The sequence below is a fragment of the Brevundimonas naejangsanensis genome (assembly GCF_003627995.1).
In the GTDB taxonomy this organism is placed as follows: domain Bacteria; phylum Pseudomonadota; class Alphaproteobacteria; order Caulobacterales; family Caulobacteraceae; genus Brevundimonas; species Brevundimonas naejangsanensis_B.
In genome coordinates, this window is sequence record NZ_CP032707.1 from 1,616,162 (window position 1) to 1,642,432 (window position 26,271).

Consider the following 26,271-nt stretch of genomic DNA (forward strand, 5'->3'; position numbering starts at 1 on the left):
GGGAGGAATATCGGAACCGGCGTCATATAGGGATTTTGCGCCGAACGCATCACTGGCGCGTGATGCGGCGGGCGGGCGGGGCTTTTTCCTCCCCATTTCATGGGGGAGGGGGACAGGCTACGCGGTGGAGGGGCCGGGAGCGGCGGCAAAACCGGCAGCCCCTCCGTCACGGTCGCTTCGCGCCCGCGCCACCTCCCCATGAAATGGGGAGGAGAATACGCTTAGCCGTGCAATCGCTCGGCCGACACGATCACCCCGTCCGCGTCGGCGTAGAGCCAGTCGCCGGGGGTGAAGATGACGCCGCCGAAGCTGGTGGGGATGTCGATTTCGCCGAGGCCGTCGCGGTCGGCGCGCAGGGGGATGGTCCCCACGGCCTTGACGCCGACGTCCATGGTGTCGAGCACGGCGCTGTCGCGCACCGCGCCGTGGACGACGATCCCGGCCCAGCCGTTGTCGATGGCGAGCCGGGCCAGGTTGTCGCCGACCAGGGCGCGTTTCAGCGAGCCGCCGCCGTTGACCACCAGGACCGCGCCCTGGCCGGGCCGCTCCAGCGTCTCTCGGACCAGGGCGTTGTCGTCGAGGACGCTGAGAGTGCGGATCGGGCCGTGAAAGGCTGTGACCTTGCCGAAGCTGCGGAAGAGGATGTGGCAGACCTTCACCGCGTCAGGATGGGCGTCGCACAGGTCGGCGGTGGCGAAGGTCATGGGGAGGCTCCGTTGGTTCGCAGGGGGACTCTGCCCGTTCGTACCGAGGGGAAACAAGGCTGTTGGCTGGGAAACGCGTTCGGCGGGCGTGCCTCAATCTCCGCTCATCCCGGCGGACGCCGGGATCCAGTGCTTTGGCTTCAATGTGCGGGGCCCAACGGATGGTGATGCGTGTGGCGCTCTTACTGGATCCCGGCGTCCGCCGGGATGAGCGGGAGAGGGGGCTGGGCAAAAAAAGAGGCCCGCTCGAGATGCTCGAGCGGGCCGGTCTCCGTCCGACCGGCCCCGCGGGGTCGGTAGGCGGGTCGCGAGGCGGCGAACGGAGAAGCTCTGTCGGAAGATGCCCGTCCCGCCGTCATCCTCGGGCTTGACCCGAGGATCGGATCGTCCGCGCGATCCCGGCTGGAAAGGAAGAGCGCGCTTCCTGGCTGGATCCTCGGGTCAGGCCCGAGGATGACGGCGCTAGGGGTTGGCGGATCAGCCCTCCAGGTCCTGGCCCTCGTCGGGTTCGGGGGCGCCCAGCATGTCGTCGGCGATCTTGGTCGTGGACTGGCGCACGGCCTTCTCGATGGCGAGGGCCATGTCGGGGTTGTTCTTGAGGAACTCCTTGGCGTTCTCACGACCCTGGCCGATGCGCGTGGAGTCGTAGGAGAACCACGAACCCGACTTGTCGATGACGCCGGCCTTGACGCCCAGGTCGATGATCTCGCCGATCTTGGAGATGCCTTCGCCGTACATGATGTCGAAGATGACCTCGCGGAACGGCGGGGCGACCTTGTTCTTGACCACCTTGACGCGAGTGGTGTTGCCGACGACCTCGTCGCGGTTCTTGATCGCGCCGGTGCGGCGGATGTCCAGGCGCACCGAGGCGTAGAACTTCAGCGCATTGCCGCCCGTCGTCGTTTCGGGCGAGCCGTACATGACGCCGATCTTGTGACGGATCTGGTTGATGAAGAGGACGATGCACTTGGACTTGGAGATCGAGGCCGTCAGCTTGCGCAGGGCCTGGCTCATCAGGCGCGCCTGCAGGCCGGGCAGGCTGTCGCCCATCTCGCCCTCGATCTCGGCGCGCGGCGTCAGGGCGGCGACGGAGTCGACCACCACGATGTCCACGGCGCCCGAGCGCACCAGGGTGTCGACGATCTCCAGCGCCTGCTCGCCAGCGTCGGGCTGCGACACCAGCAGGTCGTCGAGGTTCACGCCCAGCTTCTGGGCATAGACGGGATCGAGCGCGTGTTCGGCGTCGACGAAGGCGGCCACGCCGCCTTTCTTCTGGACCTCGGCCACGGTGTGCAGGGCCAGGGTGGTCTTGCCCGAGGATTCGGGGCCGAACACCTCGATCACCCGGCCTACCGGCAGGCCGCCGATGCCGAGCGCCAGGTCCAGGCCCAGCGAGCCGGTCGAGACGCTCTCGATCTCGGCCACCTGTCCGGCCTTGCCCAGTTTCATGACCGAGCCCTTGCCGAAGGCGCGATCGATCTGCGCGATCGCCGCCTCCAGAGCGCGTTGCTTGTCGCCGTCTTCTTTACCCACGAGCTTCAGTGCCGCCTGTGACATTGGTTTTCTCTCCCTTGCCATGATTCCCATCTGACTTCGGGAGAGACCCGCCCGGACCCGCTCCCTTGGTGAGCCGGACTATGGACATGGTTTGTTCTTGTTCGCAAGATGTTCTCGTGAACTGAACGAGAACATTCGTTGGGGTGCGACCGATTCAGCCGCAACGGCATCAGCGGCGCCAGAAGGGCCGGGTCTCGGACAGCCGGGCGAAGGCGCGGTCGGAGGCGGCGTGCAGGGCGGCGGCGTCCTGTTCGCGGCGGCCGATCAGGCGCCCGGCGGCGAAGGCGATCTCGGGCGCGGTCAGGCGCGCCTCGGCGGGGATGCGGTCGCGCGCCACGGCCAGGTCGTTGAGGGCGCCGAAGGCGTCCTGCGTCGTCTCCAGCGCCTTGAGGAAACGTCTTTCGCGGCGGGGATGGTCGAACAGGCCGGCGAAGAACTCGGCGGCGTAGCGCAGGCGTTTCACCCGGATGCGCAGCCGGTGGCGGCCCGCCGCGTCCAGACGGTCGAGGCGGCGGCCGCCGCGCCGCACGCGCCGGTTGAGCCGCTCCAGGGCCTCGCCGGCGAACGCGGCGACAGGGCGCGCGCGTCGCCAGGTCCGCACCGGGTCGGGATCGGTCCGCCAGGGGCCGGTCTCGATCCAGGCCAGGGTCTCGAGCATCAGGGCGGCGTAGCGCGGCGAGTTAATCGCTGTCATGGCCCGGCGGTAAGCGCCGCTGCGCGCCGCCAGCAGGCGCAGGCCCAGGGGCGCGAGGCCGGGGTCGGGCGTCGCCAGCGCGGCGGGGTGGAAGACGTCGCGGATGAAGACGTCCAGGTCGCGGGCGGCGTCGGTCTCGTGCGCCAGCCATCTCAGCTCGGCGACGACGGGCTCGGCGTCCTCCCCCAGCAGGGAGGCGAAGACGGACAGGGCGGCGCGTAGGCGGCGAAGGCCCACCCGCATCTGGTGCAGGGCCTCGGGCCGCCGCACCCGCCGCAGCAGTTCGGCGTTGGCCGAGACCTGGCCGAGGGCGACCAGGGCCGTGCGGCGCAGGGCCTCCTCGGTCGTCAGGGCGCGGGGCAGGGGATCGGCGACGGCGAAGCGCGGCGCGCGTTCGGCGCCCTCGGCCAGGCGCCAGCCGCGCTCGGCCTTGCTCTCGAACAGGGGGACCAGGGCGACGTCGGCCGACAGGCGTCGGGCCAGGGCGAACAGGGCCTCGGGGGGGCCGTCCTTCAGCTCCAGCTCCAGTTCGCGCAGGGGTTCGGCGCGGTCGCCGGCCGACAGGTCGCCCTCGTCATAGGCGGCCTCGATCACGGCGCCCTCGAAGGCGATCAGGCGAGCACGGCGGCGCACCGTGCTGGCGAAGCGGGGCGACAGGTCGCGGCGGCCCTTGAGCCGGGCGGCGACGGGCGTGGCCTTCAGCGCCGTCATGTCCAGGGCCTCGCTGGAGACCGGCGTCTCCCATTCGGCGCGGCGCAGGACGTCGCCGCCGGTCTGCCCTTTCAGCGTCTGGACGAAGCCGCGTCCTGTGGCGCGCACCCGCAGGCCCCAGCCGGCGCGCCGCAACGCCTGGTCGGGGGTGTCGAAATAGACGGAGCGCAGGTCCTGGACGCTTTCCTCGCCCGCCAGCGCCGGATGGACGGCCAGGCGCGCGGCCGCCCCCGGCCCAAGCCGGAACTTGAGTTCTATTTCCTGCGCGGCGCCGGACATGACGCCATTGTGCGCCCATCCCCGCGCGGGGCAAAGGCGCCCGGAATGATCCAACGGCCAAGCTCGCGCGTTAGGAGGGGATGACCGACCTCCAGACCGCCCCGCCCGCCGAACCGGCCAAACCCGCCGTCCTGACCATCCGCAACGCCCGCCTGGGCGACGTCGCCGGGATCAAGGCCCTGGTGGCGCGGGTCTACAAGGATATGCCGCCCTATACGCCCGGGATGCTGCGCGGCCAGATCGCCACCTATCCCGACGGCCAGTTCGTGGTCGAGTTCGAAGGCGAGATCGTCGGCTACGCCGCCAGCTTCCGCATCGACGAGGCGTCGGCCATGGGCCCGCACACCTGGGACCAGATCACTGGCGGCGGCTATGGCGCGCGGCACGATCCCGAGGGAGAGTGGCTGTACGGCATGGAGGTCTGCGTCGACCCCGCCCGGCGCCGCCTGCGCATCGGCCAGCGCCTGTACGACGCGCGCCGCGACCTGTGCGAGGCGCAAAACCTGAAGGGCGTGGTGTTCGGCGGCCGGATGCCCGGGCTGGCGCGGCGCCGCGCCGCCTATCCCGACCCGAACGCCTATGTCGAGGCGGTGCGCGACCGCAAGGTGAAGGACCCGATCATGGCCTTTCACCAGCGCTCGGGGTTCGAGCCGGCGGGGGTGCTGCTGAACTATCTGCCGTCGGACAAGGCGTCGCTGGGCCACGCGGCGCGCTGGGTCTGGCGCAACCCCTACTATGTCGAGGCGACGGGCAAGGGGGCGGCCTTTGCGGTCAAGGAGACGGTGCGCGTCGCCACGGTCCAGCTGCAGATGCGCAAGGTCGACAGCTTCCAGGAGTTCATCGACAACGTCGAATATTTCGTCGACGTGGTGTCCGACTATCGCGCCGACTTCGTGGTCTTTCCCGAGCTGTTCACGCTTCAGCTGCTGTCGCTGGCGACCAAGAAGCTGACCCCGGCGGAATCGATCGAGGCGCTGACCCGCTACACGCCGCGCTTCGTCGAGGCGATGCGCGAGCTGGCGGTCGGCTACAACGTCAACATCATCGGCGGCTCGCACCCGACGCGGACCGAGGACGGCGAGATCCAGAATGTCGCCTATGTCTTCCTGCGCGACGGCTCGGTGCATGAGCAGGAGAAGATCCACCCGACCCCGAACGAGCGGCACTGGTGGAACATCAAGGGCGGCGACCGCGTCCACGCCATCCCCACCGACTGCGGGCCGATCGGGGTGATGATCTGCTACGATTCCGAGTTCCCCGAACTGGCGCGGCGTCTGGCGGACGAGGGGGCGCGCATCCTGTTCACCCCCTTCTGCACCGACAACCGCCAGGGGTATCTGCGGGTGCGCTACTGCTCACAGGCGCGGGCCATCGAGAACCAGTGTTACGTCGTGCTGTCCGGCAACGTCGGCAACCTGCCGAACGTCGAGAACATGGACATCCAGTATGCGCAGTCGTGCATCCTGACGCCGTGCGACTTCCCCTTCGCGCGCGACGGAGTGGCGGCCGAGGCCAGCGAGAACGTCGAGACGGTGACGGTGGCGGACCTGGACCTGTCCGACCTGGCCTGGGCCAAGGCGCAGGGGACGGTGCGGAACCTGCGCGACCGCCGGTTCGATCTCTATAAGACGGTGTGGACGGACGGGGGCTGACCTTACCCCCGCTCATCCCGGCGGACGCCGGGATCCAGTAAGGGCCGCGCGCACAGGACTTGCCTATTCATGCCGCGCGTTTGAGGCCAAAGCACTGGGCCCCGGCGTCCGCCGGGGTGAGCGGTGATTTCGTGACCTGCCTTCTATTCCGGTCGCCGCGCCGGGCTGTCCCGGAACCGGGGCGCGGGCGCTGGCTGCATCACCCCCTGCGCCGTGACGAAGGCCTCGCGGGCGCGGTTGTGCGGGTGGTCGGGGGCCTCGGTCATGGACAGGACGGGGGCGACGCAGGCGGCCTGGGCGTCGGGATCGCTGCACCAGTCGTCGCGGGTGCGGGTGCGGAAGACGGCGGCCAGCCTGTCCTTCAGCCTCGGCCATTGGTCTGGATCGAAGGGCATGGCGAAATCGGGATCGCTCCCTAGTCCCGTCAGCCGCATCAGGGCGATATGGAAGGCCGGTTCGATGGCGCCGACGGCGACGTATTTTCCGTCCGACGTTTCATAGACCTCGTAAAACGGCGCGCCGGTGTCGAGCAGGTTGACGCCGCGCTCGTCGCGCCAGGCCAGACTGGGCGGCAGGGGCGCGGGCAGGTTCTGGCGGAAGCCCCAGATCATGCTCATCAGCAGGGAGGAGCCGTCGGTCATGGCGCAGTCGATGACGTCGCCGCGCCCGGTGCGCTGGGCCTTCAGCAGGCCTGCGACCATGCCGAAGGCCAGCAGCATGCCGCCGCCGCCGAAGTCGCCGACCATGTTGATCGGCGGGGTCGGCTTCTCGCCCGCCCGGCCGAAGGCGTGCAGGGCGCCCGAGACGGCGATGTAGTCGATGTCGTGGCCCGGCGCCGGGGCCAGCGGTCCGTCCTGACCCCAGCCGGTCATGCGGCCGTAGACGAGGCGCGGATTGTCGGCCAGCAGCGCGTCGGGACCGAGGCCGAGACGCTCCATGACGCCGGGGCGAAAGCCCTCGATCAGGCCGTCGGCCGTGCGGGCCAGGTCGCGGACCAGGGCGGCGCCCTCGGGCGTCTTCAGGTCGGCCTCGACCAGGCGGGCGCGACTGCGGTTCAGCGGATCGCGCAGGTCGGGCGCCGCGCCGGGGCGGTGGACCAGCACCACCTCGGCGCCGTGATCGGCCAGCATCATGCCGCAGAAGGGGGCGGGGCCTATGCCGCCGATTTCGATGATGGTCAGGCCGTCGAGGGTTCCGCTCATGCCCCGCACTGAAGCCGAGGCGGGTGGCCCCGTCCAGCTTGCGCCGTCCGGGACCGCCTCTTCGGGGGGAGGTCTATGAAAGCCCTCCCCCTCGATGGGGGAGGGTTGGGTGGGGGTGTCGGCAGACGGCTGCCGGTGAAGCGCAGGAGGCGCTGCGCCTCCCGTGCTCGATCGTCGTCGTCGCGTCCTCACCCCCATCCCCGGCCCTTCCCCCATTGAGGGGGCAGGGAGAGACGGTTCAGGCCGCCCGGTTCTTCACCAGATCATCCACCACCGACGGATCGGCCAGCGTCGAGGTGTCGCCCAGGGCGCCCAGTTCGTTCTCGGCGATCTTGCGCAGAATCCGCCGCATGATCTTGCCGGAGCGGGTCTTGGGAAGGCCCGGCGCCCACTGGATCACGTCCGGGGCGGCGATGGGGCCGATCTCTTCGCGGACCTGGGCGACCAGAGCTTTGCGCAGGTCGTCGGTCGCCTCGACCCCCTTGTTCAGGGTGACATAGGCGTAGATGCCCTGACCCTTGATGTCGTGGGGGAAGCCGACGACGGCGGCCTCGGCCACGTCGTCGTGCAGGACAAGGGCGCTCTCGACCTCGGCGGTGCCCATGCGGTGGCCCGAGACGTTGATGACGTCATCGACCCGGCCGGTGATCCAGTAGTAGCCGTCCGCGTCGCGGCGGCAGCCGTCGCCGGTGAAATACTTGCCCGGATAGGTCGAGAAATAGGTCTCGAAGAAACGCTGATCGTCGCCATAGACGGTCCGCATCTGGCCGGGCCAGCTGTCGGTGATGCACAGATTGCCCTCGGTCGCGCCGGTCAGCACTGCGCCCTCGGCGTCGACGATTTCAAGCTCGACGCCGGGCAGGGGCTTGGTCGCCGAGCCAGGCTTCAGGTCGGTCGCGCCGGGCAGGGGCGAGATCAGGGCGCCGCCCGTTTCGGTCTGCCACCAGGTGTCGACGATGGGCAGGCGGCCTTCGCCGACCACCTCATGATACCAGCGCCAGGCCTCGGGGTTGATCGGTTCGCCGACGGTGCCCAGCAGACGCAAGGATTGGCGGCTGGACGCCTTCACCGGCGCGTCGCCGTCGCGCATCAGGGCGCGCAGGGCCGTGGGGGCGGTGTAGAAGATGTTGACCTGATGCTTGTCCACCACCTCCCAGAAGCGGCTGACGGTGGGATAGTTGGGCACGCCCTCGAACATCAGGGTCGTCGCCGCATTGGCCAGGGCGCCGTAGACGACATAGGTGTGGCCCGTGACCCAGCCCACGTCGGCGGTGCACCAGAAGACTTCGCCGGGGCGATAGTCGAACACCAGCTCATGCGTATAGCTGGCCCAGAACAGATAGCCGCCGGTGGTGTGCAGCACCCCCTTGGGCTTTCCGGTCGAGCCGGAGGTGTACAGGATGAACAGCGGGTCTTCGGCCTTCATCGGCTCAGGCGCGCAATCGGGCGAGGCCTTGTCCGTCTCGACGCCCCAGTCCAGATCGCGGCCCTCGACGAAGGGCACGTCGGTGCCGGTGTGGCGCAGGACGACGACGGTTTTCACCCCCGCGACCTTCTCCAGCGCCTTGTCGACGTTGGCCTTCAGCGGAACCTTCTTGCCGCCGCGGCAGCCTTCGTCGGCGGTGATGACGAAGGTCGACTGGCAGTCCTCGATGCGCCCGGCGATGCTGTCGGGCGAGAAGCCGCCGAAGATGACCGAATGCACGGCGCCGATGCGGGCGCAGGCCAGCATGGCGTAGGCCGCCTCGGGGATCATCGGCAGATAGATGGTGACGCGGTCGCCCTTCTGGACGCCGTTGGCCTTCAGCACATTGGCCAGGCGGCACACACGCTCATGAAGCTGGCCGAAGGTGACGGTTTCGCTGTCGGTCGGCTCGTCGCCTTCCCAGATGATGGCGACCTCGTCCCGGCGGTGGGGCAGGTGGCGGTCGATGCAGTTGACCGAGGCGTTCAGCACCCCGTCCTCGAACCAGCGGATGCGGAAGTCTTCCTTGTTGAAGGACACGTCCTTGATCTTCGTCGGGAAGCTCATCCAGTCGAGGCGCCGGGCCTGTTGGGCCCAGAAGGCGTCCGGCGTTTCGCGCGCCGCGATCCGGGCCGCCTCATAGCCGGCGCGGTCCATGTGGGCGCGGGCGGCCAGATCGGCGGGAACGGGATAGATTTCCGGATCAGTCACGCGATTTCCTCCAGTCTCTTTTTCTTTTCTAGAAGCCGTATTTGGCGAACAGGATCAGACGCGTCATGTCGCCGTCCTGTCCCGACTCCAGCTTGCGGTCAGCGAACATCAGTTCGGCGCCGACATCAAACGCCGCGACCGGCGACCAGATCAGGTTGGCGTGGAGGCTCTGGGCCGAACGGTTGGCGCCGGTCCCGGTCAGGGCCACGTCGTTGTCCACCTTCTGCGTCGACCAGATCAGGCTGGAGCGCCAGCCCGGGGTCCAGACGTGGCGATAGGCGGCGAAGCCCGCGATCACGCCGATGGCCTCCAGATCGCCCGAAGCGTCCAGCACCGCGTCGTTGGAGAAGTTCAGCCCGACATAGCGGCCGACGCCTTCGCCCCCCGTCAGCATCAGGCGGATGTCGTCCTGGGCGCCGACCTTGACCTTGGCCGAGGCCGACAGGCCCCAGCCCGTGGCGGTGGAATCGATGTCGGTCGCCGGGTTCTGATACTTCAGCTGACGCAGCAGGCCGGACAGCTGCACGTCGCCCCACGGGCGGCTCAGCGCATAGCGGGCGGTCAGATCGGGCAGGCTGTTGTCGTCGGCGATGATGCGGGCGCCGCCGCCGAAGGGGGTGACGGTGGTCTCAGGGTTCTCCAGCGCGATGGAGAAGGGGCCGCGCGTATAGCGGACCTGCACCTGGCGGGCGAAGACCGTGCCCTCGGCCGCTCCGACGAAGTCGGCCGATTCCGGCAGGACGGCGGTGTTCTGGAAGTTGGTCCACTCCTGGCCGATCAGCCACTCATCGATGGTGACGAAGGCGCGGCGCAGGGCCGGGTTGGAGGCGCTGGTGATGCGCTGATCGCCGGCGCCGGGCAGGCTCTCGAAGTCCATCTCCAGCCGCGTGCCGACCTTGCGCCCGCCGACCAGGCCGTCGGTGGTCAGCCAGAAGCGGGTCTGGCGCGCGTTGAAGTCGGTCGCGACGTCCTCGTCCGCGCCGCCGACCGGAATGGCGCCGGGCAGGTGGTAGTCGCGCAGCAGGTCGCCGTTGGCCGGATCGCCGCCGGAGTATTTCGACGCCATGAAGTCGGTCTTGATGAAGCCGCCGAACTTCACCGTATGGTCGCCGATGCGGAAGCCCTCCGACGGCGCGGCGGGGGCCGGGGCCGGCGTCGGCGCAGACGCCGGGCGGGTCTCCAGGCGGATGATATCCTGGGCCAGGGCCTGATTTTGGGACGTCTGCTGCGTTCGGGCGGCGGCGACTTCGGCCTTGAGGCTGTTCAGCTCCGCTTCGAGCTGGGCGATGCGGGCCTCGAGGGCGGCGCCGGCGTCCTGGGCCAGGACGGCGCCGGGCGTGAGCAACAGCGCAGCCGCGGCCGCGCCGCCGAGCAGGCGGCAGCTTTTCATGTCGGTTTCCTCCCGGGCCCGTCTGCTGCGGACCTCAGAACGGCAGCATTCCGCGCGGGTCGGGTTTGCGGCCATTAGCCATTCGTCTAGTTTCGACCAAAGTCGAGGCGCGGCATGGTGCCCCTGCGGCGCGGCGCCGAGACTCAAACAAGAACCGCGCGCGGGAAGGACGTTCATGGACCGCATCGTCGTCGCCGACGACCACCCCTTGTTTCGGGCGGCGTTGAGGTCGGCCGTCGAAAAGGCCGCGCCGGGCGCCGTGATTGCGGAATGCGCCAGCTTGGCCGAGGTTCAGGCGCGACTGATCGAGGGCGCGACGGATCTGCTGTTGCTGGACCTGAAGCTGTCGGACAGCGAGGGGATGGCGGGCCTGACTCGCATCCGCGCCGAGCACCCGGCCGTACCCGTGGCGGTGGTCTCCGCCAGCGAGGAGCCGCCGACCGTGCGTCGCGCCCTGGCGCTGGGGGCGTCGGGCTTCATTCCCAAATCGGCCGCCCTGCCCGAAATGGTCGAGGCCATCGCGGCCATGCTGGAGGGCGAGACCTGGGCCCCCGAGGTCGGGCCTCCCGACCCGGAGGAGGCCGATCTCCAGGCCCGCATCGCCAGCCTGACGCCGTCGCAGCTGCGCATCCTCGAAGGGCTGAAGGCCGGGCGGTTGAACAAGCAGATCGCCTTCGACCTGGGCGTCACCGAGGCCACCATCAAGGCGCACCTGACCAGCGTCTTCCGCAAGCTGGGGGTGCAGAACCGGACCCAGGCGGTGATCCTGGCGCAGTCGCTGGATCTCTGAACCCATCTCCCTCCCCATGAAGGGGAGGGAGAAAGTCCGGTCAGCTTCTCAGGAACGCCTTCAGCGCCGCCGGCTTGACCGGCTTGGGCAGCAGGGTCGCGCCCGCCGCCGTGGCGGTGTCTTTCAGCCCCTCGCGCGTGTCGGCGGTGACCAGGGCGATGCGGCGCACGCCGCGCGCACGCAGCCAGTCGACGGCGGCCAGGCCGTCCGGCTCGTCGTCGCCCAGATGCAGGTCGATCAGGGCCGCGTCGAAGGAGCCGGCCGCGGCGCACGCGTCCGCCACGGAGCGGGCGGTGACGGCCTGGGCCCCCCAGCGGGTCAGCAGCGCCGTCAGGGCGTCCAGGATGACCGGCTCATTGTCCACGCACAGCACCCGCAGCCCCGCCAGCGGCAGGCGGCGGTCGTCGGTCGCGGTGTCGGGCTCGGGCCGGACGGCGGCGCGCGGCACGGCGACGCGGAAGGCGCTCCCGCGTCCGACGCGCGAGGCCAGGGACAGGGGGTGGCCCAGCAGGTCCGACAGCTTGTGCACGATGGCCAGGCCCAGGCCCGCGCCCGGCTCGTCCACCGGGGCGCCGGGCAGGCGCACGAACTCGCCGAAGACGTGGTCCCGATCCGCGTCGGCGATGCCGCGCCCGGTGTCGCAGACCAGCAGCTGGACCGTCTCGCCGTCCCGTCGCGCCCCGACCAGGACCCGGCCCTGGTCGGTGTAGCGGATGGCGTTGGCGACCAGGTTCTGCAGCATGGAGCGCAGCAGGTCCCGGTCCGAGGCGACCCACAGGCGCGACGGCACGACCGTCAGCCGCAGCCCCTTGGCGCGGGCCATGGGCGCGAACTCGCGGCGCAGGTCGGCGAACAGCCCTTCCAGGGCCAGGGGCGCCACGGCGGGCCGCACGCCGCCCGCCTCGAGTCTGGACAGGTTGAGCAGGGCGGTCAACAGGCGGTGGGCGCTGTCGATGGCGCGGTCGGCATTGGTCGCGAGGCCGCGCGCGCTGGAGCCCTCCAGCGCCGGGTCCTCCTTCAAGGCGGCGATGAACAGGCGGGCGGCGTGCAAGGGCTGCAGCAGGTCGTGGCTGGCCGCCGCCAGGAAGCGGGTCTTGGAGGCGGTGGCCTCCTCGGCCTGCCGACGGGCCTCGTCGAGGCGTCGGGTGCGGTCGGCGACGCGCGCCTCCAGCCGTTCGTTGGCCTCTTCCAGATCGCGCGCGGCGCGGCGCAGGGCGGTGATGTCGGTGTAGCTGGTGGCGTAGCCGCCGCCGGGGATGGGCGCGCCGGATGAGCGCAGGATGCGGCCGTCGGGCTGCTCGCGCTCATGGTCGTGGGGGATGCGGCGGGCCAGGGCCTCCAGCCGCCGCTCGACCCAGGCGTCGATCTCGTGAGCCGGTACGCCCGCCTCGCCGCGCTCGGCGTTCAGGCGATAGACGGCGGCGATGGGCAGGCCGACGTGGACGAAGCCGGCGGGCAGGTCGAACATCTCGACATAGCGGCGGTTCCAGGCGGTCAGGCGCAGGTCTTCGTCGACGACGCTGACGCCCTGATCGATGTTGTCGAGCGTGGTCTGCAGCAGGTCGCGGTTGAACTGGACCGCCTGGGAGGCCTCGTCGAGCATCCGCACCACGTCCTCGGGCGCGCGGCCTCCGGCGGCCAGGGCCGCAGCCAGAACGCGGCGGGCGGCGGCGGCCCCGACGGCCCCCGCCAGCATCCGCTCGGCGGCGCGGGCCAGCGTCGCGTCGGCGGGATCGGCGTCCTTGAGCCTGATATCGGTTTCGCGCGCCCAGGCGGCGAAGGCGCGCTCGGCCCGCTCGTCGCCGATGAAGCGGGCGACCAGGGCGCGCAGGTCGCCGACCGAGGCCCCGGCCGAGCCGCCGCGCCCCTCCATCCAGTCCGGTCCCAGGCGGTCGACGAAGGCGCGGGCCTGGACCCGGTCTATCAGGCGCGGCGGCCGCGCCCGCGACACCAGGACGAAGACGCCGAGGTTCAGCGACAGGCTGAGGAAGACGCCCGCCGCGAACGGGTCTTCCAGCCCCAGCATGGCCGGGACGTTCAGGCCGAAGCCGGGCGCCAACTGCGGCGCGGCCAGCAGCACGGCCCAGACCGCCATCCCCGCCGCCAGGCCCGCCAGGGCGCCGCCGGCGCGCCCGCCGCGCCACAGCACCGCTCCGAACAGGGCGGGCGCCAGCTGGGCCAGGGCGGCGAAGGACACCAGGCCCATGGCCGCCAGCCCGCTGGTCCGGTCCATCGCCAGATAGTAGAGCCAGGCCAGCAGCAGCAGGGCGACGATGGCCAGGCGGCGGATGTTCAGCAGGGTCCGCGCCATGTCCGGCGGCGCCGCGCCGCGCCGCCGTCCGGCGCCCATCAGCGGCAGGACCAGGTTGTTGGACACCATGGCCGACAGGGCCACGGCCTCGACGATGACCATGGCGGTGGCGGCCGAGAAGCCGCCGACGAAGACCACGGCGGTCAACAGGCTCTGCCGCGCGCCGAGCGGCAGGGCCAGCACCAGCAGGTCGGGGTTGGTCCGGGGCGTGAACAGTCCGCCCGCCGCCACCAGCGGCAGCACCGCCAGACTGGTCAGCAGCAGATAGACGGGGAAGATCCAGCGCGCCCGGCGCACCTGGGCCGGGTCGCCGCCTTCGACGAAGGCGACGTGGAACTGACGCGGCAGGCAGAAGATGGCCAGGGTCGCCACCAGGGTGATGGCCATGAAGCGGGCGTCGATCCGGGGCCAGGCGCCCAGCTGGCCCAGGCTGTCGACCACGGCCTGCCGCGACGGCGAGGCGGCCAGCAGGAAGACGGCGAAGACGGCGACCGCCAGCAGGGCGGCCAGTTTGACAATGGACTCGATGCCGATTGCCTGGATCAGGCCACGGTTGTGCTCCGTCAGGTCGGGGCGTCGCGCGCCGAACAGGATGGCGAAGCCCGCCAGCACGGCCGCCATGACCAGGACGGTCAGGCTCTCGGACCCGGCGACGGGGGTGCCGGCCGTGATCATCTCCCCGGCCATCGACAGGGACTTGAGCTGCAGCGCGATGTAGGGGACCGAGCCCAGGATGGCGACGCCCGCCACCGCCGCGCCCAGGGCCGGGCTCTTGCCGTAGCGGGAGGAGATGAAGTCGGCCATGGAGCCGACGTTCTCGCGCCGCGCGGCCGAGGCGACGCGCCGCCACAGCGGCAGCAGCAGGGTCATGCCCAGCACAGGGCCGATGTAGATGGGCAGATAGTCCCACCCGTCGCGCGCCGCCGTCCCCACCGCGCCGTAATAGGTCCAGGAGGTGCAGTAGATGGCCAGCGACAGGGCGTAGAGCGACGGACCCAGCATCCCGCCGCGCGCCTTGATCTGCGGCCGTTCGTACCACCAGGCGATGGCGAACAGGGCGGCCATGTAGAGGGCCGTCAGGGCCAGGGTGGCGAGGCTGAACATGGGCGTCATCTGGGCCGGGCGCGATCGCGCGGGCAAGTGAAAAAAGGGCGGCCCGGCCGAAGCCGGACCGCCCTCGGGTTGGCGAAAGTCACAACCTTTCCTTCCCCTTCATGGGGAGGGTGGTCGTAGCGAAGCGGAGAACGGGTGGGGAGGGCTTGGCGATCCTGGCCTCGGCGCCTGAATAGCCTGGCCGCCCCACCCGGCTTCGCCCTGACGGGTTCAGCCACCCTCCCCATGAAGGGGAGGGAGAGCGTCGCGCCTCAGTCGTGGATGTTCACGTCCTTGCCTTCCTTCACGAAGAGGACGCCCACCACCAGGGTCAGCACGGCGATGACGATCGGATACCAGAGGCCGTTGTAGATGTTGCCCGAGGCCGCGACCATGGCGAAGGCCGTGGTCGGCAGGAAGCCGCCGAACCAGCCGTTGCCGATGTGATAGGGCAGGGACATGGAGGTGTAGCGCACCTTGGTCGGGAACATCTCGACCAGGGCGGCGGCGATCGGGCCGTAGACCATGGTCACATAGAGGACCAGCAGGAACAGGATGCCGATCACCATGGGCTTGTTGACCAGGGCGTTGTCGGCCTTGGCCGGATAGCCGGCCTCGGTCAGGGCGGCGGTCAGGCCCGCGTCCCAGGTCTTCTTCTGCGCGTCGAAGTCGGCCTTGGCCAGCACCTTGCCGTTGAAGGACTCCACCACCCGGTCGCCGATGCGGACCTGGGCGACGGTTCCGGCGGGGGCGGCTTCATTGACGTAGGTGACGCCGGCCTTGGCCAGGTGGGTCTTGGCCAGGTCGCACGAGCTGTTGAAGACGGTCTTGCCGACCGGGTCGAACTGGAAGTGGCAGTCGGCCGGGTTGGCGACGACGGTGACCGGCGCCGAGGCCACGGCGGCGGCGAGGCGCGGGTTGGCCGCGACCGTCAGCCCCTGGAACAGCGGGAAGTAGGTCAGGGCCGCCAGCAGGCAGCCGGTCAGGATGATGGGCTTGCGGCCGATCTTGTCGGACAGCCAGCCGAAGATGACGAAGAAGGGCGTCGCCAGCGCCAGGGCGGCGGCGATCAGGATGTTGGCCAGGGCCGGATCGACCTTGAGCGTCTTCTCGAGGAAGAAGAGGGCGTAGAACTGGCCCGTGTACCAGACCACGGCCTGACCGGCGGCGAGGCCGAACAGGGCGATCAGCACCAGCTTCAGGTTCGGCCACATCAGGAAGCTGTCCTTCAGGGGGGTGGTCGAGCCCTTGCCCTCGGCCTTCATGCGTTTGAACGCCGGGCTTTCCGACAGCTTCAGGCGGATCCACAGGGACACGCCCAGCAGCAGGATCGAAACCAGGAAGGGGATGCGCCAGCCCCATTCGACGAAGGCGTCCTCGCCCACGGTGAAGCGCACGCCCAGGATCACCATCAGGCTGAGCAGCAGGCCCACGGTGGCGGTGATCTGGATGAAGGAGGTGTAGAAGCCGCGCTTGCCGTTGGGAGCGTGCTCGGCGACGTAGGTGGCGGCGCCGCCGTATTCCCCGCCCAGGGCCAGGCCCTGGATCAGGCGCATCAGCACCAGGGTGATCGGCGCGGCGATGCCGATGGCGGCGTAGGGCGGCAACAGGCCGACCACGAAGGTCGAGATGCCCATCAGCAGCATGGTCACCAGGAAGGTGTTCTTGCGCCCCCACAGGTCGCCCATGCGGCCGAAGACGACGGCCCCGAACGGCCGGATGGCGAAGCCCGCGGCGAAGGCCATCAGGGCGAAGATGAAGCCGGTGGTCTCGTTCACGCCCGAGAAGAACTGGGCGGAGATGATCGCGGCCAGCGAGCCGTAGAGATAGAAGTCGTACCATTCGATGACGGTGCCGACGGAGGAGGCGAGAATCACCAGCCGGTCGTTCTTGTCGACCGTGTGCTCCACGCCCTCCGCCGCATCCATGGTGCGGTCGGTCATGGGCAGTCCCTTCCTGTGCAGCCGCGAGGCGCGGCGCTTTCCCTCGCGCCCGGCGTGCTTTGCGCCGAGCGTCGGAAGGGAGAGTGACAGCAGGAAACCGGGTTTGCGGAGAGCGACCTTGGTCGAATAATCCGGCTTGGGAGCCCTCTCCCGGCGGGAGAGGGATCAAAGACCCATGCAGAGATACTTGATCTCCAGATAGTCCTCGATGCCGTGGCGGGAGCCTTCGCGGCCGAGGCCCGATTGCTTGACGCCGCCGAAGGGGGCGCCCTCGGTGGAGATCAGGCCGGTGTTGACGCCGATCATCCCCGTTTCCAGCGCCTCGGCGACGCGCCAGACGCGGCTCAAGTCGCGGGCGTAGAAATAGCCGGCCAGGCCGAAGACGGTGTCGTTGGCCAAGGCGATCCCTTCCTCCTCGGTCTCGAAGCGGACGACGCCGGAGACGGGGCCGAAGGTCTCCTCGCGGCACATCTGCATGTCCTGGCTCACGCTCGACAGGACCGTCGGCTGGAAGAAGGTTCCGCCCAGGTCGTGGCGCCCGCCGCCGGTCAAAAGGGTCGCGCCCTTGGCCAGGGCGTCGGCGACGTGGGCCTCGACCTTCTTCACGGCCTTTTCGTCGATCAGGGGGCCGATCTGGACGCCGTCGTCCAGGCCGTTTCCGACCTTCAGCGCCTGCGTGGCCTTGGTCAGCTTGGCGACGAACTCGTCGTGGACGGCAGACTGCACATAGAAGCGGTTGGTGCAGACGCAGGTCTGGCCCGCGTTGCGATATTTGGAGGCGACGGCGCCCGCCACGGCGGCGTCCACATCGGCGTCGTCGAAGACCAGGAAGGGGGCGTTGCCGCCCAGCTCCAGGCTCATCTTCTTGATGGTCTGCGACGACTGTTCCATCAGCAGGCGGCCGATCTCGGTCGAGCCGGTGAAGCTGATCTTGCGCACCGTTTCATTCGACGTCAGCTCGCCGCCGATGGCCGAGGCCGAGCCGGTGACGACGTTGAACAGACCGGGCGGCAGGCCCGCCTCTTCCGCCAGAACGGCCAGCGCCAGAGCCGACAGCGGCGTCTGGCTGGCCGGCTTCAGCACCACGGCGCAGCCGGCGGCCAGGGCCGGGCCGACCTTGCGGGTGATCATGGCGGCGGGGAAGTTCCACGGCGTGATCGCCCCCACCACCCCGACCGGCTGGCGCAGGGTCACGATCCGCTTGGCGGCGTCATGGGAAGGGATGACCTCGCCATAGGTGCGTTTGCCCTCCTCGGCGAACCATTCGATGAAGCTGGCGGCATAGGCGATCTCGCCCCTGGCCTCGGTCAGGCTCTTGCCCTGCTCGCGGGTCAGCAGGCGGCCCAGCGCCTCCTGCTCGCTCATCATCAGGTCGAACCAGCGGCGAAGGATGCGGGCCCGTTCGCCCGCCGTCCTGGCGGCCCAGGGCTTCATCGCGGCCTCGGCGGCGGCGATAGCGCGGCGGGTCTCAGGGGCGCTCATGTCGGGCACGGTCGCCAGCACCTCGCCCGTGGCGGGGTTGGTCACGTCGAGGGTTCCGCCGCCGTCGGCGTCGATCCAGCGGCCGTCGACATAGGCCTGATGACGCAGCAGGCGGGCGGGGTCGGACATGGGGGCTCCTGGGAAGGCGGGGGCGGGAAGCCCGCATAACGCGCCGAGGGCGGCCCGGCTGCAAGACGGCGAAACGCCCGGGCGCCGATCCTAGGCCAGCATCAGCCCCATGCGGACCAGGGCCGACAGGCTGTCGGCCTCCATCTTGGCCATGACCTTGGCGCGGAAGACCTCGACGGTGCGCGGGCTGATCTTCAGCTCCAGGGCGATCTCCTTGTTGGAGGCGCCGGCGACCAGGGCGTCGAAGACCTGGCGCTCGCGCGGGGTCAGGCGGCCGAGCCGCAGCCGGGCGGCCTGGCGCGCCTGCTGCCGGGCGTCGAGGTCGCTGAGGCGGGCCAGGCAGCCGCGCACCACCTCGACCAGGCGGACGGGATCGAAGGGCTTTTCGATGAAGTCGACGATGCCCGCCTTCATCATCTGCACGGCCATGGGCACGTCGGCGTGGCCGGTGATGACGATGACCGGCCACGCCTCGCCGCGCAGCTCGGCCAGACGCCGCACGACCTCGGCGCCGTCCATGCCGGGCATGCGCACGTCGGTGATGACGCAGGCCGCGGGGTCCTCGGGCAGGCCGGCGAAAAACTCCGAGCCGCTGGCGAAGCCGCGCGCGCGCACGCCCCGACCGCGCAGGACGCGCAGCAGGGAATCGCGCACGGCGGAGTCGTCGTCGATGACGAAGACGGAATGGTCGCTCATGCGGCGCGGGCCTCCTCGTCCCGCGGAAGGGTGAAGTAGAAGGCGGCTCCGCCCAGCATCTCGCTGCGGCCCGCCTGCAGGCCGGCGCGGTGCCGCTCGACGATGGTGCGCGTCACCGAAAGCCCCAGGCCCAGGCCGCCCGCCTTGGTGCTGGTCATGGGCTGGAAGATGCGGTCGAGTTGATCGTCGGACACGCCCGGCCCGTTATCCTCGACGCTGAGCCGATAGCCGTCGGCGTCGGCGCGGCCCAGGACGCGCACCTCGGCCCCTGCGCGGCCCGCCGCCGCCTCCACGCCGTTGCGGACCAGATTGACCACGGCCTGCTGGAACTGGATGCGGTCGGCCTGCACCTCGTCGTCCTCGGCCGCGACCTCGATGCGGAGCGCCACGCCTCGGGCCCGGCCGATCATGGCCAGCACCTCGCCCAGGTCCTGGACCATGGCGGCGGCGCGCTCGCGGCTCAGGCCGCCCGTCTCCTGGGTCAGGAAGGCGCGCATGCGGCGGATGATCTGGCCCGCGCGCAACAACTGGCCCTGGGCCAGGTCCAGGGTGCGGCCGGCGCTGTCGCCCAGGGGGCCGGCCTTTTCCATGTCGACCCGGCTGGCGTGCAGATAGGCGGTGGCCGCGCTGAGCGGCTGGTTCAGCTCATGGGCCAGGGTGGCGGCCATTTCGCCCAGGGAGTTCAGCCGCCAGACGGTGTTCAACTGGGCGTGCAGTTCCCGCGCCTGGGCCTCGGCGGCGTGGCGCAGCGTCAGGTCGATCAGGCCCAGGGCCAGGTGCTCGTCGTCCGGGGCGCCGGGGGCCAGGCCGAAGCGGATGGCGAGGGGAAAGGTCGCGCCGTCGGAGCGGCGTCCCGTCCAGTGGCCGCCGGGGGGCTGCAACTGGCCGGTCTCGACGCCGGCGGCGGCGACCGCCGCCACGTCGAAGCCGGGAACCAGGTCCGCGAAGGGACGGCCGCGCACGGCCGTCTCGGCGACGTCGAACAGGGCGGCCGCCGCGCTGTTCAGCCGTCGGATCGCTCCATCGCGCGTCAGCGTCAGCGCCGGGGTCGACAGGAAGGCGGCGTTCAGCATGGCGTCGCGGGCGGCCAGCCTGTCCATCAGCCGACGGGCCTGCACCCACGCCAGGATCAGGGCCGCCGTCGCCGCCAGCACCAGGACCAGGGCCGCGACCGCCAGCGGCCGGGGCGCGAGCGGCGTGGCCACCGCCAGGATCAGGACCCCAGAGGCGCAGACGGCGCAAAGCACGGCCGTCGCCGCCGCCAGGGGGCGGCGGCGCGACAGGACGTCAGGCGCGCAACGGTCCAATACTGAGTAAATCGAACTCTCCCTCGGCGCCTTGCAGATCAGGAGCCGAGTCCTCCCGTGGCGTCACCGTCAGAACCCAGACGAGGGCGCGTCTTTAAATAGTTCTTCCTGGCCATGCAATTGTCGCTTTCAGTCACTGGTCGATGACAAAAAGCAAGGTTTCTGTCGTAACGACGATATCTGTGAGGGTCGGCGGCATGGTTACTTCACTGTTAAGCTTAAGTCCTTGAATGGCTAAGCTTGAGACCTGCGCGGCGGGAGCGCTTCGTTCCAGTGCGGGTTTCTACGTATGGCCGAATTTACGATTGCCTACCCTTGTTCCGACCAGAAGGGGGCAGTCTCAAAGAGGTCTGAATGTCCTTTAGTTCAATCGCCCGGCGCCAGAAGAGCGGCCGAGCGCTTCTCCGGCCGGCCCTGGCCGGTCTGGCGTTCGTCCTGTCGGCGGCCGTCGCCGCGCCGGCCGCGGCTCAATCCCTCGGCGTCCAGCTGGGCGTCGCCAGCGAATACATCGGCAAGGGCGCGGGCAAGAGCGCCGGGGATCCCAGCGTCAACGGAACCGTGGAGGTGTCTCAGGGCGCCTTCTACGGCAGCGTCTTCGCCTCGACGGCCAAGCTGTCGCAAGGCTCGGACGCCGAGATCATCGCCGCCCTGGGCTGGCGGCCCAAGGCGGCGGGATTCGCCTTCGACCTGTCGGTGATGAACCGGGACCTGCCCGGCACGCGCGCCGGCGTGGACGCCAACTACTGGGAATATCAGGCCGACGCCTCGCGCAAGCTCGGGCCGGTCGCCACGCGCCTGAGGGTCAACTATTCGCCGGACGGCTTCGCCGCGACCCGTGAGGCCTGGTGGGTCGAGCTGCAGGGCGCGGTGGCCGTCGGCCCGCGCACGCGCCTGTCGGCGGCGATCGGCGACCGCAGCGCCGACGGTGGCGCCGACTACGCCGCCTGGAACCTGGGCCTGAAGCATGGCTTGGCGGAGGGTCTGGCGGTCGACCTGCGCTGGTACGACACCGATCGTCATGACCTGGGCGCCAGCTATGACGGCCGCCTGGTCGGCGCGCTGACCTTTTCATTCTGAGGCGCGCCGTCGCGGCGCCGGCCTCAAGACTAAATTCACGCGGGAGGGGGATAGATGGTCACCATGTTGAGCGACCTGAAGATCGAAAAGAAGCTGCTGGCGGCCTTCGCGGCCGTCATCTTGGCCATCGTGGCCATGGGGGGGATGGTCTTCATGCAGATCAACGCCCTGGACCGTGCCCGCATCGACCGCGCGCGCGCCTCGGCGGTTCAGCAGGAAGTTGAATCCGCTCAATTCTATCTGGCGCGCCAGGAGGCGAGCTATCGCGGCTTCCTGGTGTCCCGCGACCCCTATTACCTGGAGCGCCTGGCCGCGCACCGGAAGAATTTCGACAAGAATCTGGATCGCGTGCGCCAGCTGGATCCCGGCAGCGCCGCTGACGTGAAGGCCGCGCGCGCCGGCCTTGATGAGTGGACGCGCCAGGTCGTCGAGCCGGGCCGGACCATGGTGGCGGAACCCTCCACCTGGATGCAGGCCATCGCCGTCGTCGGCCGCGACGGCGCCGCCGACAAGCTGATCGAGCCGGCCGAGGCCGCTCTGGAGCGCCTGGAGGCCAAGAAGACGCAGGAAAGCAAGCGCCATGGCGAGAAGCAGGTCGCGGCGGCCAAGACCGCGCGGGGCGTCCTGATCGGCGGCCTGCTGCTGGCGCTGGCCATGGCCGGCGCCATGGCGGTGATGCTGGCCAACGTCCTGGCCAAGCCCCTGGTCGCCATGACCGCGGCCATGCGCCGCCTGGCCTCGGGCGACACGACCGTCGCGGTGCCCGCCGTCGGCCGCAAGGATGAGGTCGGCCAGATGGCCGCCGCCGTCCTGGCCTTCAAGGACGCCGCCATCGCCAAGGAGGGCCTGGAGGCCGAGGCCGCCGCCCAACGCCAGGCCGCCGAGGAGGAGCGCGCCCGCGTCGAGGCCGAGAAGGCCAAGGCCGCCGAAGAGGACCGCGTCGCCATCACCGCCCTGGGCGAAGGCCTCAACGCCATGGCCAACGGCGACCTGACGCATCGGATGACGGTGGCCGTCGCGCCCAAGGCCGAGCAGTTGAAGGCCGACTTCAACGCCGCCGTCAGCCAACTGGAACAGGCCATCGCCGCCGTGGCGGCCAACGTCGCCGCCATCCGTTCGGGCTCGGGCGAGATCAGCCAGGCCTCCGACGACCTGTCGCGCCGCACCGAGCAGCAGGCCGCCAGCCTGGAGGAGACCGCCGCCGCCCTGGACGAGATCACCGCCACGGTGAACCGCACGGCCGACGGCGCCCGTCAGGCGTCCGGCGTGGTGCAGCGCGCGCGCGGCGAGGCCGAGGCCTCGGGCGCGGTGGTCAGCGACGCCGTCAGCGCCATGACCGCCATCGAACAGTCGTCCAGCCAGATCGGCGCCATCATCGGCGTGATCGACGAGATCGCCTTCCAGACCAATCTTCTGGCCCTGAACGCGGGCGTCGAGGCGGCGCGCGCGGGCGACGCGGGCCGCGGCTTCGCCGTCGTCGCTTCGGAAGTGCGGGCCCTGGCCCAGCGCTCGGCCGAAGCGGCCAAGGAGATCAAGACCCTGATCACCGCCTCGGGCCGTCAGGTGGAGCAGGGCGTGGCCCTGGTCGGCCAGACGGGCGAGGCGCTCGGCCGCATCGTCGCCGGCGTGGCCGAAATCGACGGCCTGATGGCGGAAATCTCGGCCTCGGCCCAGGAGCAGGCGACCGGCCTGCAGCAGGTCAACTCGGCCGTGAACCAGATGGATCAGGTCACCCAGCAGAATGCGGCGATGGTCGAGGAATCGACCGCCGCCAGCCACTCCCTGGCTCAGGAGGCCGACGTCCTGGCCGCCTCGGTGGCGCACTTCAAGGTGGCCCAGGCGGCTGCGCCCGCCCGCGCCCCCGCCCCCGCCCGCGCCGCGACGCCGGCGCCCAAGGCCAAGCCCGTTGCGGCGCCCGCGTTCGCGCCGGCGCCGGCCGAGGCCGCCGCGCCCGCCCGAACGCCGCAGCCGGTGGCCGAGACGGTCGCCGCCCTGAAGACGATGGGGCGCGGCGGCGCGGCGCTGAAGACTGAGGTCGTCGAGGACGGCTGGGAGGAGTTCTGATGACGGCCACGGTCGTTCTGGCCCCTGTTCTGGACCTGCGCGCCGCCGCCCCGCTGAAGGCGGAGCTGATGGCCGTGCGGGGCCAGGCCCTGACGCTCGACGCCTCGGCGGTCGAGCGGCTGGGCGGGCAGGGCCTGCAGGTGTTGCTGGCGGCCATCCGCACCTGGCGGGCCGACGGCTGCGCCTTGACCTTCCTCAATGTGTCGGAGGCGCTGGCGGTGCAATGGCGCCAGTTCGGGGCCTCTCCCGACGACCTTTCCGCAGACGACCTTTCCGTTTTGGGCGAACCCGCATGATCAAGACCGTTCTGACCGTCGACGACTCGCGCACCATGCGCGAGATGCTGATGCTGGCCCTGCAGGACGCGGGCTATCGGGTGGTGCAGGCCGAGGACGGCGTCCACGGCCTGGAGGTGCTGCAGGCCGAGAGCCCGGACATCGTCATCACCGACATCAACATGCCGCGCATGGACGGCTTCGGCTTCATCGAGGGCATGCGCGCCGACCCGGCCTTCAGCGGCGTCCCCGTGCTGGTCCTGACCACTGAGAGCGACGCGGCCAAGAAGCAGCGCGCGCGCGAGGCGGGCGCCACCGGCTGGATCGTCAAGCCGTTCGATCCCGCGCGTCTGGTCGACGCCGTGCGCCGCGTGGCGGCTTAAAGGAATAGGGGCCGAGGCCAGACGATGAGCGACGATCCGTTCGAGGCGATCAAGGCGACCTTCTTCCAGGAGTGCGAGGAGCTGCTCGGCGACCTGGAGAGCAATCTGCTGGCGCTGGAGTCCGGTTCGACGGACATCGAGGTCATCAACGCCGTCTTCCGCGCCGTCCATTCGGTGAAGGGCGGGGCGGGGGCCTTCGGCCTGGAGGACCTGGTGCGTTTCGCCCACGTCTTCGAGACCCTGATGGACGAGCTGCGTTCGGGCCGGAAGGCCTGCGACGAGCCGACGGTGCGGACCCTGCTGCGGGCCGCCGACGTCCTGGCCGACCATGTGGCGGCGGCGCGCGGCGCCGGGGCGCCGGTCGATCCGGCGCGCTCGGCCGGCCTGGTCGCCGAGCTGGAGACCCTGACCCACGGCGGGGCGGCCCCGGCCGCGACGACGGACCTGGCCGAGGACGACGACTTCGGCTTCACCCCCATCGCCCTGGATCTGGCGGCGTTCGAGGCGCCAGCCGGCCTGTCTGATCTGCCCGACCTGCCGCCTCTGCCGGACCTCGCCGCCCTGGCCCCGCTCGAGGCGCCGATGGCCGCCGTCGAGGGCGGATGGAAGATCGTCTTCCGCCCGCATCCGCGCCTCTACGCCAGCGCCAATGAGACGGGCCTGCTGCTGCGCGAGCTGGCGCGCCTGGGGCCGACGCGCGTGGAATTGGACGACAGCGGCCTGCCGACGCTGGACGCCCTGGACCCGAACGACAGCCACCTGATCTGGACCATCGAACTGGACGGCGACGCCAGCGAGGCCGAGGTGCGCGACGTGTTCGATTTCGTGGAAATGGATTGCGACCTGAGCATCACCCCCCTGAACGCCGCCGCCTCGACTGAGGCCCCGGCGGCCGTCGAGGACGACGAGGAAGCCCCGGCCGAAGCCCTGGCCCAGGCGGCCGCCGCCGATCTGGACATCGCCGCCCTGCTGGCCTCGGTGGGCGCGGCCCCGGCGGCCGAGCCTGTAGCGCCTGAGCCTGCCGTTCCTGAACCTGTCGTCGCCGCTCCGGCCCCCGCGCCTGTCGCCGTTGCGCCTGTCGCGCCCGCTGCGCCTGCGGCCCCTCCGGCTCCGACTCCGACCCCTTCGGCGCCCGCTCCGGCCGCCGCTGCGCCGGTGACCATCCGCGTCGACCTGGAGCGGGTGGACCGGATGATCAACGCCGTCGGCGAGCTGGTCATCCAGCAGGCCATGCTGGCCCAGCGCGTGACCGAGAGCGGCCTGGCCCGCTCGTCCGACATCGCCCTCGGCCTCGAAGACCTCGAACTGCTGACGCGCGAGATTCAGGACAGCGTCATGGCCATCCGCGCCCAGCCGGTGAAGTCGGTGTTCCAGCGGATGCCCCGCCTGGTGCGCGAATGCGCCGAGATGACCGGCAAGAAGGTGCGTCTGGTCACTTCGGGCGAGGACACCGAGGTCGACAAGACGGTGATCGAACGCCTGTCCGAACCGATCACCCACATGCTGCGCAACGCCATCGACCACGGGCTGGAAGGCCCCGACGAGCGGCTGGCGGCGGGCAAGCCGGCCGAGGGCACGGTGCGCCTGGCGGCCCTGCACCGCTCGGGCCGGATCGTCATCGAGATCGCCGACGACGGCAAGGGCATCAACCGCCAGCGCGTGAAGGGCATCGCCGTCGAGCGCGGCCTGATCGCCGAGGACGCGGCCCTGTCGGACGAGGAGATCGACAACCTGATCTTCATGCCCGGCTTCTCGACCGCGACCGAGGTGTCCGACCTGTCGGGACGCGGCGTCGGCATGGACGTGGTGCGCCGCTCGATCCAGTCTCTGGGCGGCCGCATCTCGATCAGCTCGGTTCCCGGCAAGGGCTCGACCTTCACCCTCAGCCTGCCGCTGACCCTGGCGGTGCTGGACGGCATGGTGGTGGGGGCCGCCGAACAGACCCTGGTCGCGCCCCTGGCCGCCATCGTCGAGAGCCTGACGCCGGACGCGGCCGACATCCATCACGTGGGCGGCGTCGATCCGGTGCTGCGCTTCCGCGAGGCCTTCCTGCCCCTGGTCGACGTGGCCTGGTGCATGGGCTTCAGCGACCAGCCGACCGCGCTCAAGGGCGGGGTGGTGATGATCGTCGAGACCGAGAGCGGCCAGCGCGCCGCCCTGCTGGTCGACGCCATCCACGGCCAGCGCCAGGTGGTCATCAAGAGCCTGGAAGCCAACTATCGCCACGTCGAGGGCGTGGCCGCCGCGACCATCCTGGGCGACGGGCGCGTGGCCCTGATCCTGGACATCGACGCCCTGGTCTCGACCGGGCGCGCCCGATCCCCTTCTCGAGCCGAAATGCAGATGGCGAGCTGACC

At 70.4% G+C, this 26,271-nt stretch carries 18 protein-coding genes; 7 read left to right on the plus strand and 11 right to left on the minus strand.

The window, feature by feature from the left end:
• Positions 1–221 precede the first annotated feature (221 nt).
• The 3 genes from rraA to D8I30_RS07620 form a co-directional block, all read right to left on the minus strand.
• Entirely contained in the window at positions 222–704 is a 483-nt protein-coding gene (gene rraA, locus D8I30_RS07610) for a ribonuclease E activity regulator RraA (protein ID WP_121482208.1), read from the minus strand.
• Between the two features lie 477 nt (positions 705–1,181).
• Positions 1,182–2,261: a recombinase RecA gene (recA, locus tag D8I30_RS07615; protein WP_121482209.1), complete on the minus strand. Its 1,080-nt coding sequence runs from the start codon at positions 2,259–2,261 to the stop codon at positions 1,182–1,184.
• A 169-nt stretch (positions 2,262–2,430) separates the two neighbouring features.
• Entirely contained in the window at positions 2,431–3,945 is a 1,515-nt protein-coding gene (locus D8I30_RS07620; protein WP_121482210.1) for a CYTH and CHAD domain-containing protein, read from the minus strand.
• Positions 3,946–4,025: 80 nt separating this feature from the next.
• Here D8I30_RS07620 and D8I30_RS07625 point away from each other — a divergent pair, with 80 nt between their 5' ends.
• The gene (locus D8I30_RS07625; RefSeq protein ID WP_121482211.1) at positions 4,026–5,597 is read left to right on the plus strand and encodes a bifunctional GNAT family N-acetyltransferase/carbon-nitrogen hydrolase family protein; all 1,572 of its coding nucleotides are present in this window, start codon (positions 4,026–4,028) and stop codon (positions 5,595–5,597) included.
• 143 nt (positions 5,598–5,740) lie between these two features.
• On the opposite strand, the gene D8I30_RS07630 is transcribed toward D8I30_RS07625, so the two are convergent.
• The 3 genes from D8I30_RS07630 to D8I30_RS07640 form a co-directional block, all read right to left on the minus strand.
• The gene (locus D8I30_RS07630; protein WP_121482212.1) at positions 5,741–6,799 is read right to left on the minus strand and encodes a CaiB/BaiF CoA transferase family protein; all 1,059 of its coding nucleotides are present in this window, start codon (positions 6,797–6,799) and stop codon (positions 5,741–5,743) included.
• A 238-nt stretch (positions 6,800–7,037) separates the two neighbouring features.
• A complete protein-coding gene (acs, locus tag D8I30_RS07635) occupies positions 7,038–8,975 on the minus strand; it encodes an acetate--CoA ligase (protein WP_121482213.1) in 1,938 nt (645 codons plus the stop codon).
• 28 nt (positions 8,976–9,003) lie between these two features.
• Positions 9,004–10,365, minus strand: a complete 1,362-nt coding sequence (locus tag D8I30_RS07640) for a DcaP family trimeric outer membrane transporter (RefSeq protein WP_121482214.1) — start codon at positions 10,363–10,365, stop codon at positions 9,004–9,006.
• A 175-nt stretch (positions 10,366–10,540) separates the two neighbouring features.
• On the opposite strand from D8I30_RS07640, the gene D8I30_RS07645 reads away from it, so the two are divergent.
• Positions 10,541–11,155, plus strand: a complete 615-nt coding sequence (locus D8I30_RS07645; protein ID WP_121482215.1) for a response regulator transcription factor — start codon at positions 10,541–10,543, stop codon at positions 11,153–11,155.
• A gap of 40 nt (positions 11,156–11,195) precedes the next feature.
• Here D8I30_RS07645 and D8I30_RS07650 read toward each other — a convergent pair whose 3' ends face one another.
• The 5 genes from D8I30_RS07650 to D8I30_RS07670 all read right to left on the minus strand — a co-directional run bounded on the left by D8I30_RS07650 (position 11,196) and on the right by D8I30_RS07670 (position 20,115).
• Positions 11,196–14,570: a hybrid sensor histidine kinase/response regulator gene (locus D8I30_RS07650; RefSeq protein WP_121482216.1), complete on the minus strand. Its 3,375-nt coding sequence runs from the start codon at positions 14,568–14,570 to the stop codon at positions 11,196–11,198.
• A gap of 260 nt (positions 14,571–14,830) precedes the next feature.
• Positions 14,831–16,486, minus strand: coding sequence for an MFS transporter (locus tag D8I30_RS07655; RefSeq protein ID WP_162938922.1), 1,656 nt, complete (start codon positions 16,484–16,486; stop codon positions 14,831–14,833).
• A gap of 180 nt (positions 16,487–16,666) precedes the next feature.
• Entirely contained in the window at positions 16,667–18,112 is a 1,446-nt protein-coding gene (locus tag D8I30_RS07660; protein WP_121482218.1) for an NAD-dependent succinate-semialdehyde dehydrogenase, read from the minus strand.
• A 90-nt stretch (positions 18,113–18,202) separates the two neighbouring features.
• Entirely contained in the window at positions 18,203–18,808 is a 606-nt protein-coding gene (locus tag D8I30_RS07665) for a response regulator transcription factor (protein WP_121482219.1), read from the minus strand.
• The gene (locus D8I30_RS07670; protein ID WP_240387175.1) at positions 18,805–20,115 is read right to left on the minus strand and encodes a sensor histidine kinase; all 1,311 of its coding nucleotides are present in this window, start codon (positions 20,113–20,115) and stop codon (positions 18,805–18,807) included. The genes D8I30_RS07665 and D8I30_RS07670 overlap by 4 nt, the downstream gene beginning before the upstream one ends.
• A 354-nt stretch (positions 20,116–20,469) precedes the next feature.
• On the opposite strand from D8I30_RS07670, the gene D8I30_RS07675 reads away from it, so the two are divergent.
• Genes D8I30_RS07675 through D8I30_RS07695 form a run of 5 tightly spaced genes read left to right on the plus strand, consistent with a single transcriptional unit; the run spans position 20,470 to position 26,269 of the window.
• The gene (locus tag D8I30_RS07675) at positions 20,470–21,192 is read left to right on the plus strand and encodes a TorF family putative porin (protein ID WP_121482220.1); all 723 of its coding nucleotides are present in this window, start codon (positions 20,470–20,472) and stop codon (positions 21,190–21,192) included.
• A gap of 54 nt (positions 21,193–21,246) precedes the next feature.
• Positions 21,247–23,256, plus strand: coding sequence for a methyl-accepting chemotaxis protein (locus D8I30_RS07680; protein ID WP_121482221.1), 2,010 nt, complete (start codon positions 21,247–21,249; stop codon positions 23,254–23,256).
• Positions 23,256–23,552 carry an STAS domain-containing protein gene (locus tag D8I30_RS07685; protein WP_121482222.1) on the plus strand — a complete coding sequence of 99 codons (297 nt, stop codon included), beginning with the start codon at positions 23,256–23,258 and terminating at the stop codon, positions 23,550–23,552. Before D8I30_RS07680 ends, D8I30_RS07685 begins: the two co-directional genes overlap by 1 nt.
• Entirely contained in the window at positions 23,549–23,914 is a 366-nt protein-coding gene (locus tag D8I30_RS07690) for a response regulator (protein WP_121482223.1), read from the plus strand. Before D8I30_RS07685 ends, D8I30_RS07690 begins: the two co-directional genes overlap by 4 nt.
• A gap of 24 nt (positions 23,915–23,938) precedes the next feature.
• Positions 23,939–26,269, plus strand: coding sequence for a chemotaxis protein CheA (locus D8I30_RS07695; protein WP_121482224.1), 2,331 nt, complete (start codon positions 23,939–23,941; stop codon positions 26,267–26,269).
• Positions 26,270–26,271: the final 2 nt, after the last annotated feature.

What these genes read in the sequence shown, in the direction of transcription:
- rraA (WP_121482208.1), bottom strand. Translation starts at nt 704, where the DNA reads ATGACCTTCGCCACCGCCGACCTGTGCGACGCCCATCCTGACGCGGTG.
- recA (WP_121482209.1), bottom strand. Translation starts at nt 2,261, where the DNA reads ATGTCACAGGCGGCACTGAAGCTCGTGGGTAAAGAAGACGGCGACAAG.
- D8I30_RS07620 (WP_121482210.1), bottom strand. Translation starts at nt 3,945, where the DNA reads ATGTCCGGCGCCGCGCAGGAAATAGAACTCAAGTTCCGGCTTGGGCCG.
- D8I30_RS07625 (WP_121482211.1), top strand. Translation starts at nt 4,026, where the DNA reads ATGACCGACCTCCAGACCGCCCCGCCCGCCGAACCGGCCAAACCCGCC.
- D8I30_RS07630 (WP_121482212.1), bottom strand. Translation starts at nt 6,799, where the DNA reads ATGAGCGGAACCCTCGACGGCCTGACCATCATCGAAATCGGCGGCATA.
- D8I30_RS07640 (WP_121482214.1), bottom strand. Translation starts at nt 10,365, where the DNA reads ATGAAAAGCTGCCGCCTGCTCGGCGGCGCGGCCGCGGCTGCGCTGTTG.
- D8I30_RS07645 (WP_121482215.1), top strand. Translation starts at nt 10,541, where the DNA reads ATGGACCGCATCGTCGTCGCCGACGACCACCCCTTGTTTCGGGCGGCG.
- D8I30_RS07650 (WP_121482216.1), bottom strand. Translation starts at nt 14,570, where the DNA reads ATGTTCAGCCTCGCCACCCTGGCCCTGACGGCCCTCTACATGGCCGCC.
- D8I30_RS07655 (WP_162938922.1), bottom strand. Translation starts at nt 16,486, where the DNA reads ATGGATGCGGCGGAGGGCGTGGAGCACACGGTCGACAAGAACGACCGG.
- D8I30_RS07660 (WP_121482218.1), bottom strand. Translation starts at nt 18,112, where the DNA reads ATGTCCGACCCCGCCCGCCTGCTGCGTCATCAGGCCTATGTCGACGGC.
- D8I30_RS07665 (WP_121482219.1), bottom strand. Translation starts at nt 18,808, where the DNA reads ATGAGCGACCATTCCGTCTTCGTCATCGACGACGACTCCGCCGTGCGC.
- D8I30_RS07675 (WP_121482220.1), top strand. Translation starts at nt 20,470, where the DNA reads ATGTCCTTTAGTTCAATCGCCCGGCGCCAGAAGAGCGGCCGAGCGCTT.
- D8I30_RS07680 (WP_121482221.1), top strand. Translation starts at nt 21,247, where the DNA reads ATGGTCACCATGTTGAGCGACCTGAAGATCGAAAAGAAGCTGCTGGCG.
- D8I30_RS07685 (WP_121482222.1), top strand. Translation starts at nt 23,256, where the DNA reads ATGACGGCCACGGTCGTTCTGGCCCCTGTTCTGGACCTGCGCGCCGCC.
- D8I30_RS07690 (WP_121482223.1), top strand. Translation starts at nt 23,549, where the DNA reads ATGATCAAGACCGTTCTGACCGTCGACGACTCGCGCACCATGCGCGAG.
- D8I30_RS07695 (WP_121482224.1), top strand. Translation starts at nt 23,939, where the DNA reads ATGAGCGACGATCCGTTCGAGGCGATCAAGGCGACCTTCTTCCAGGAG.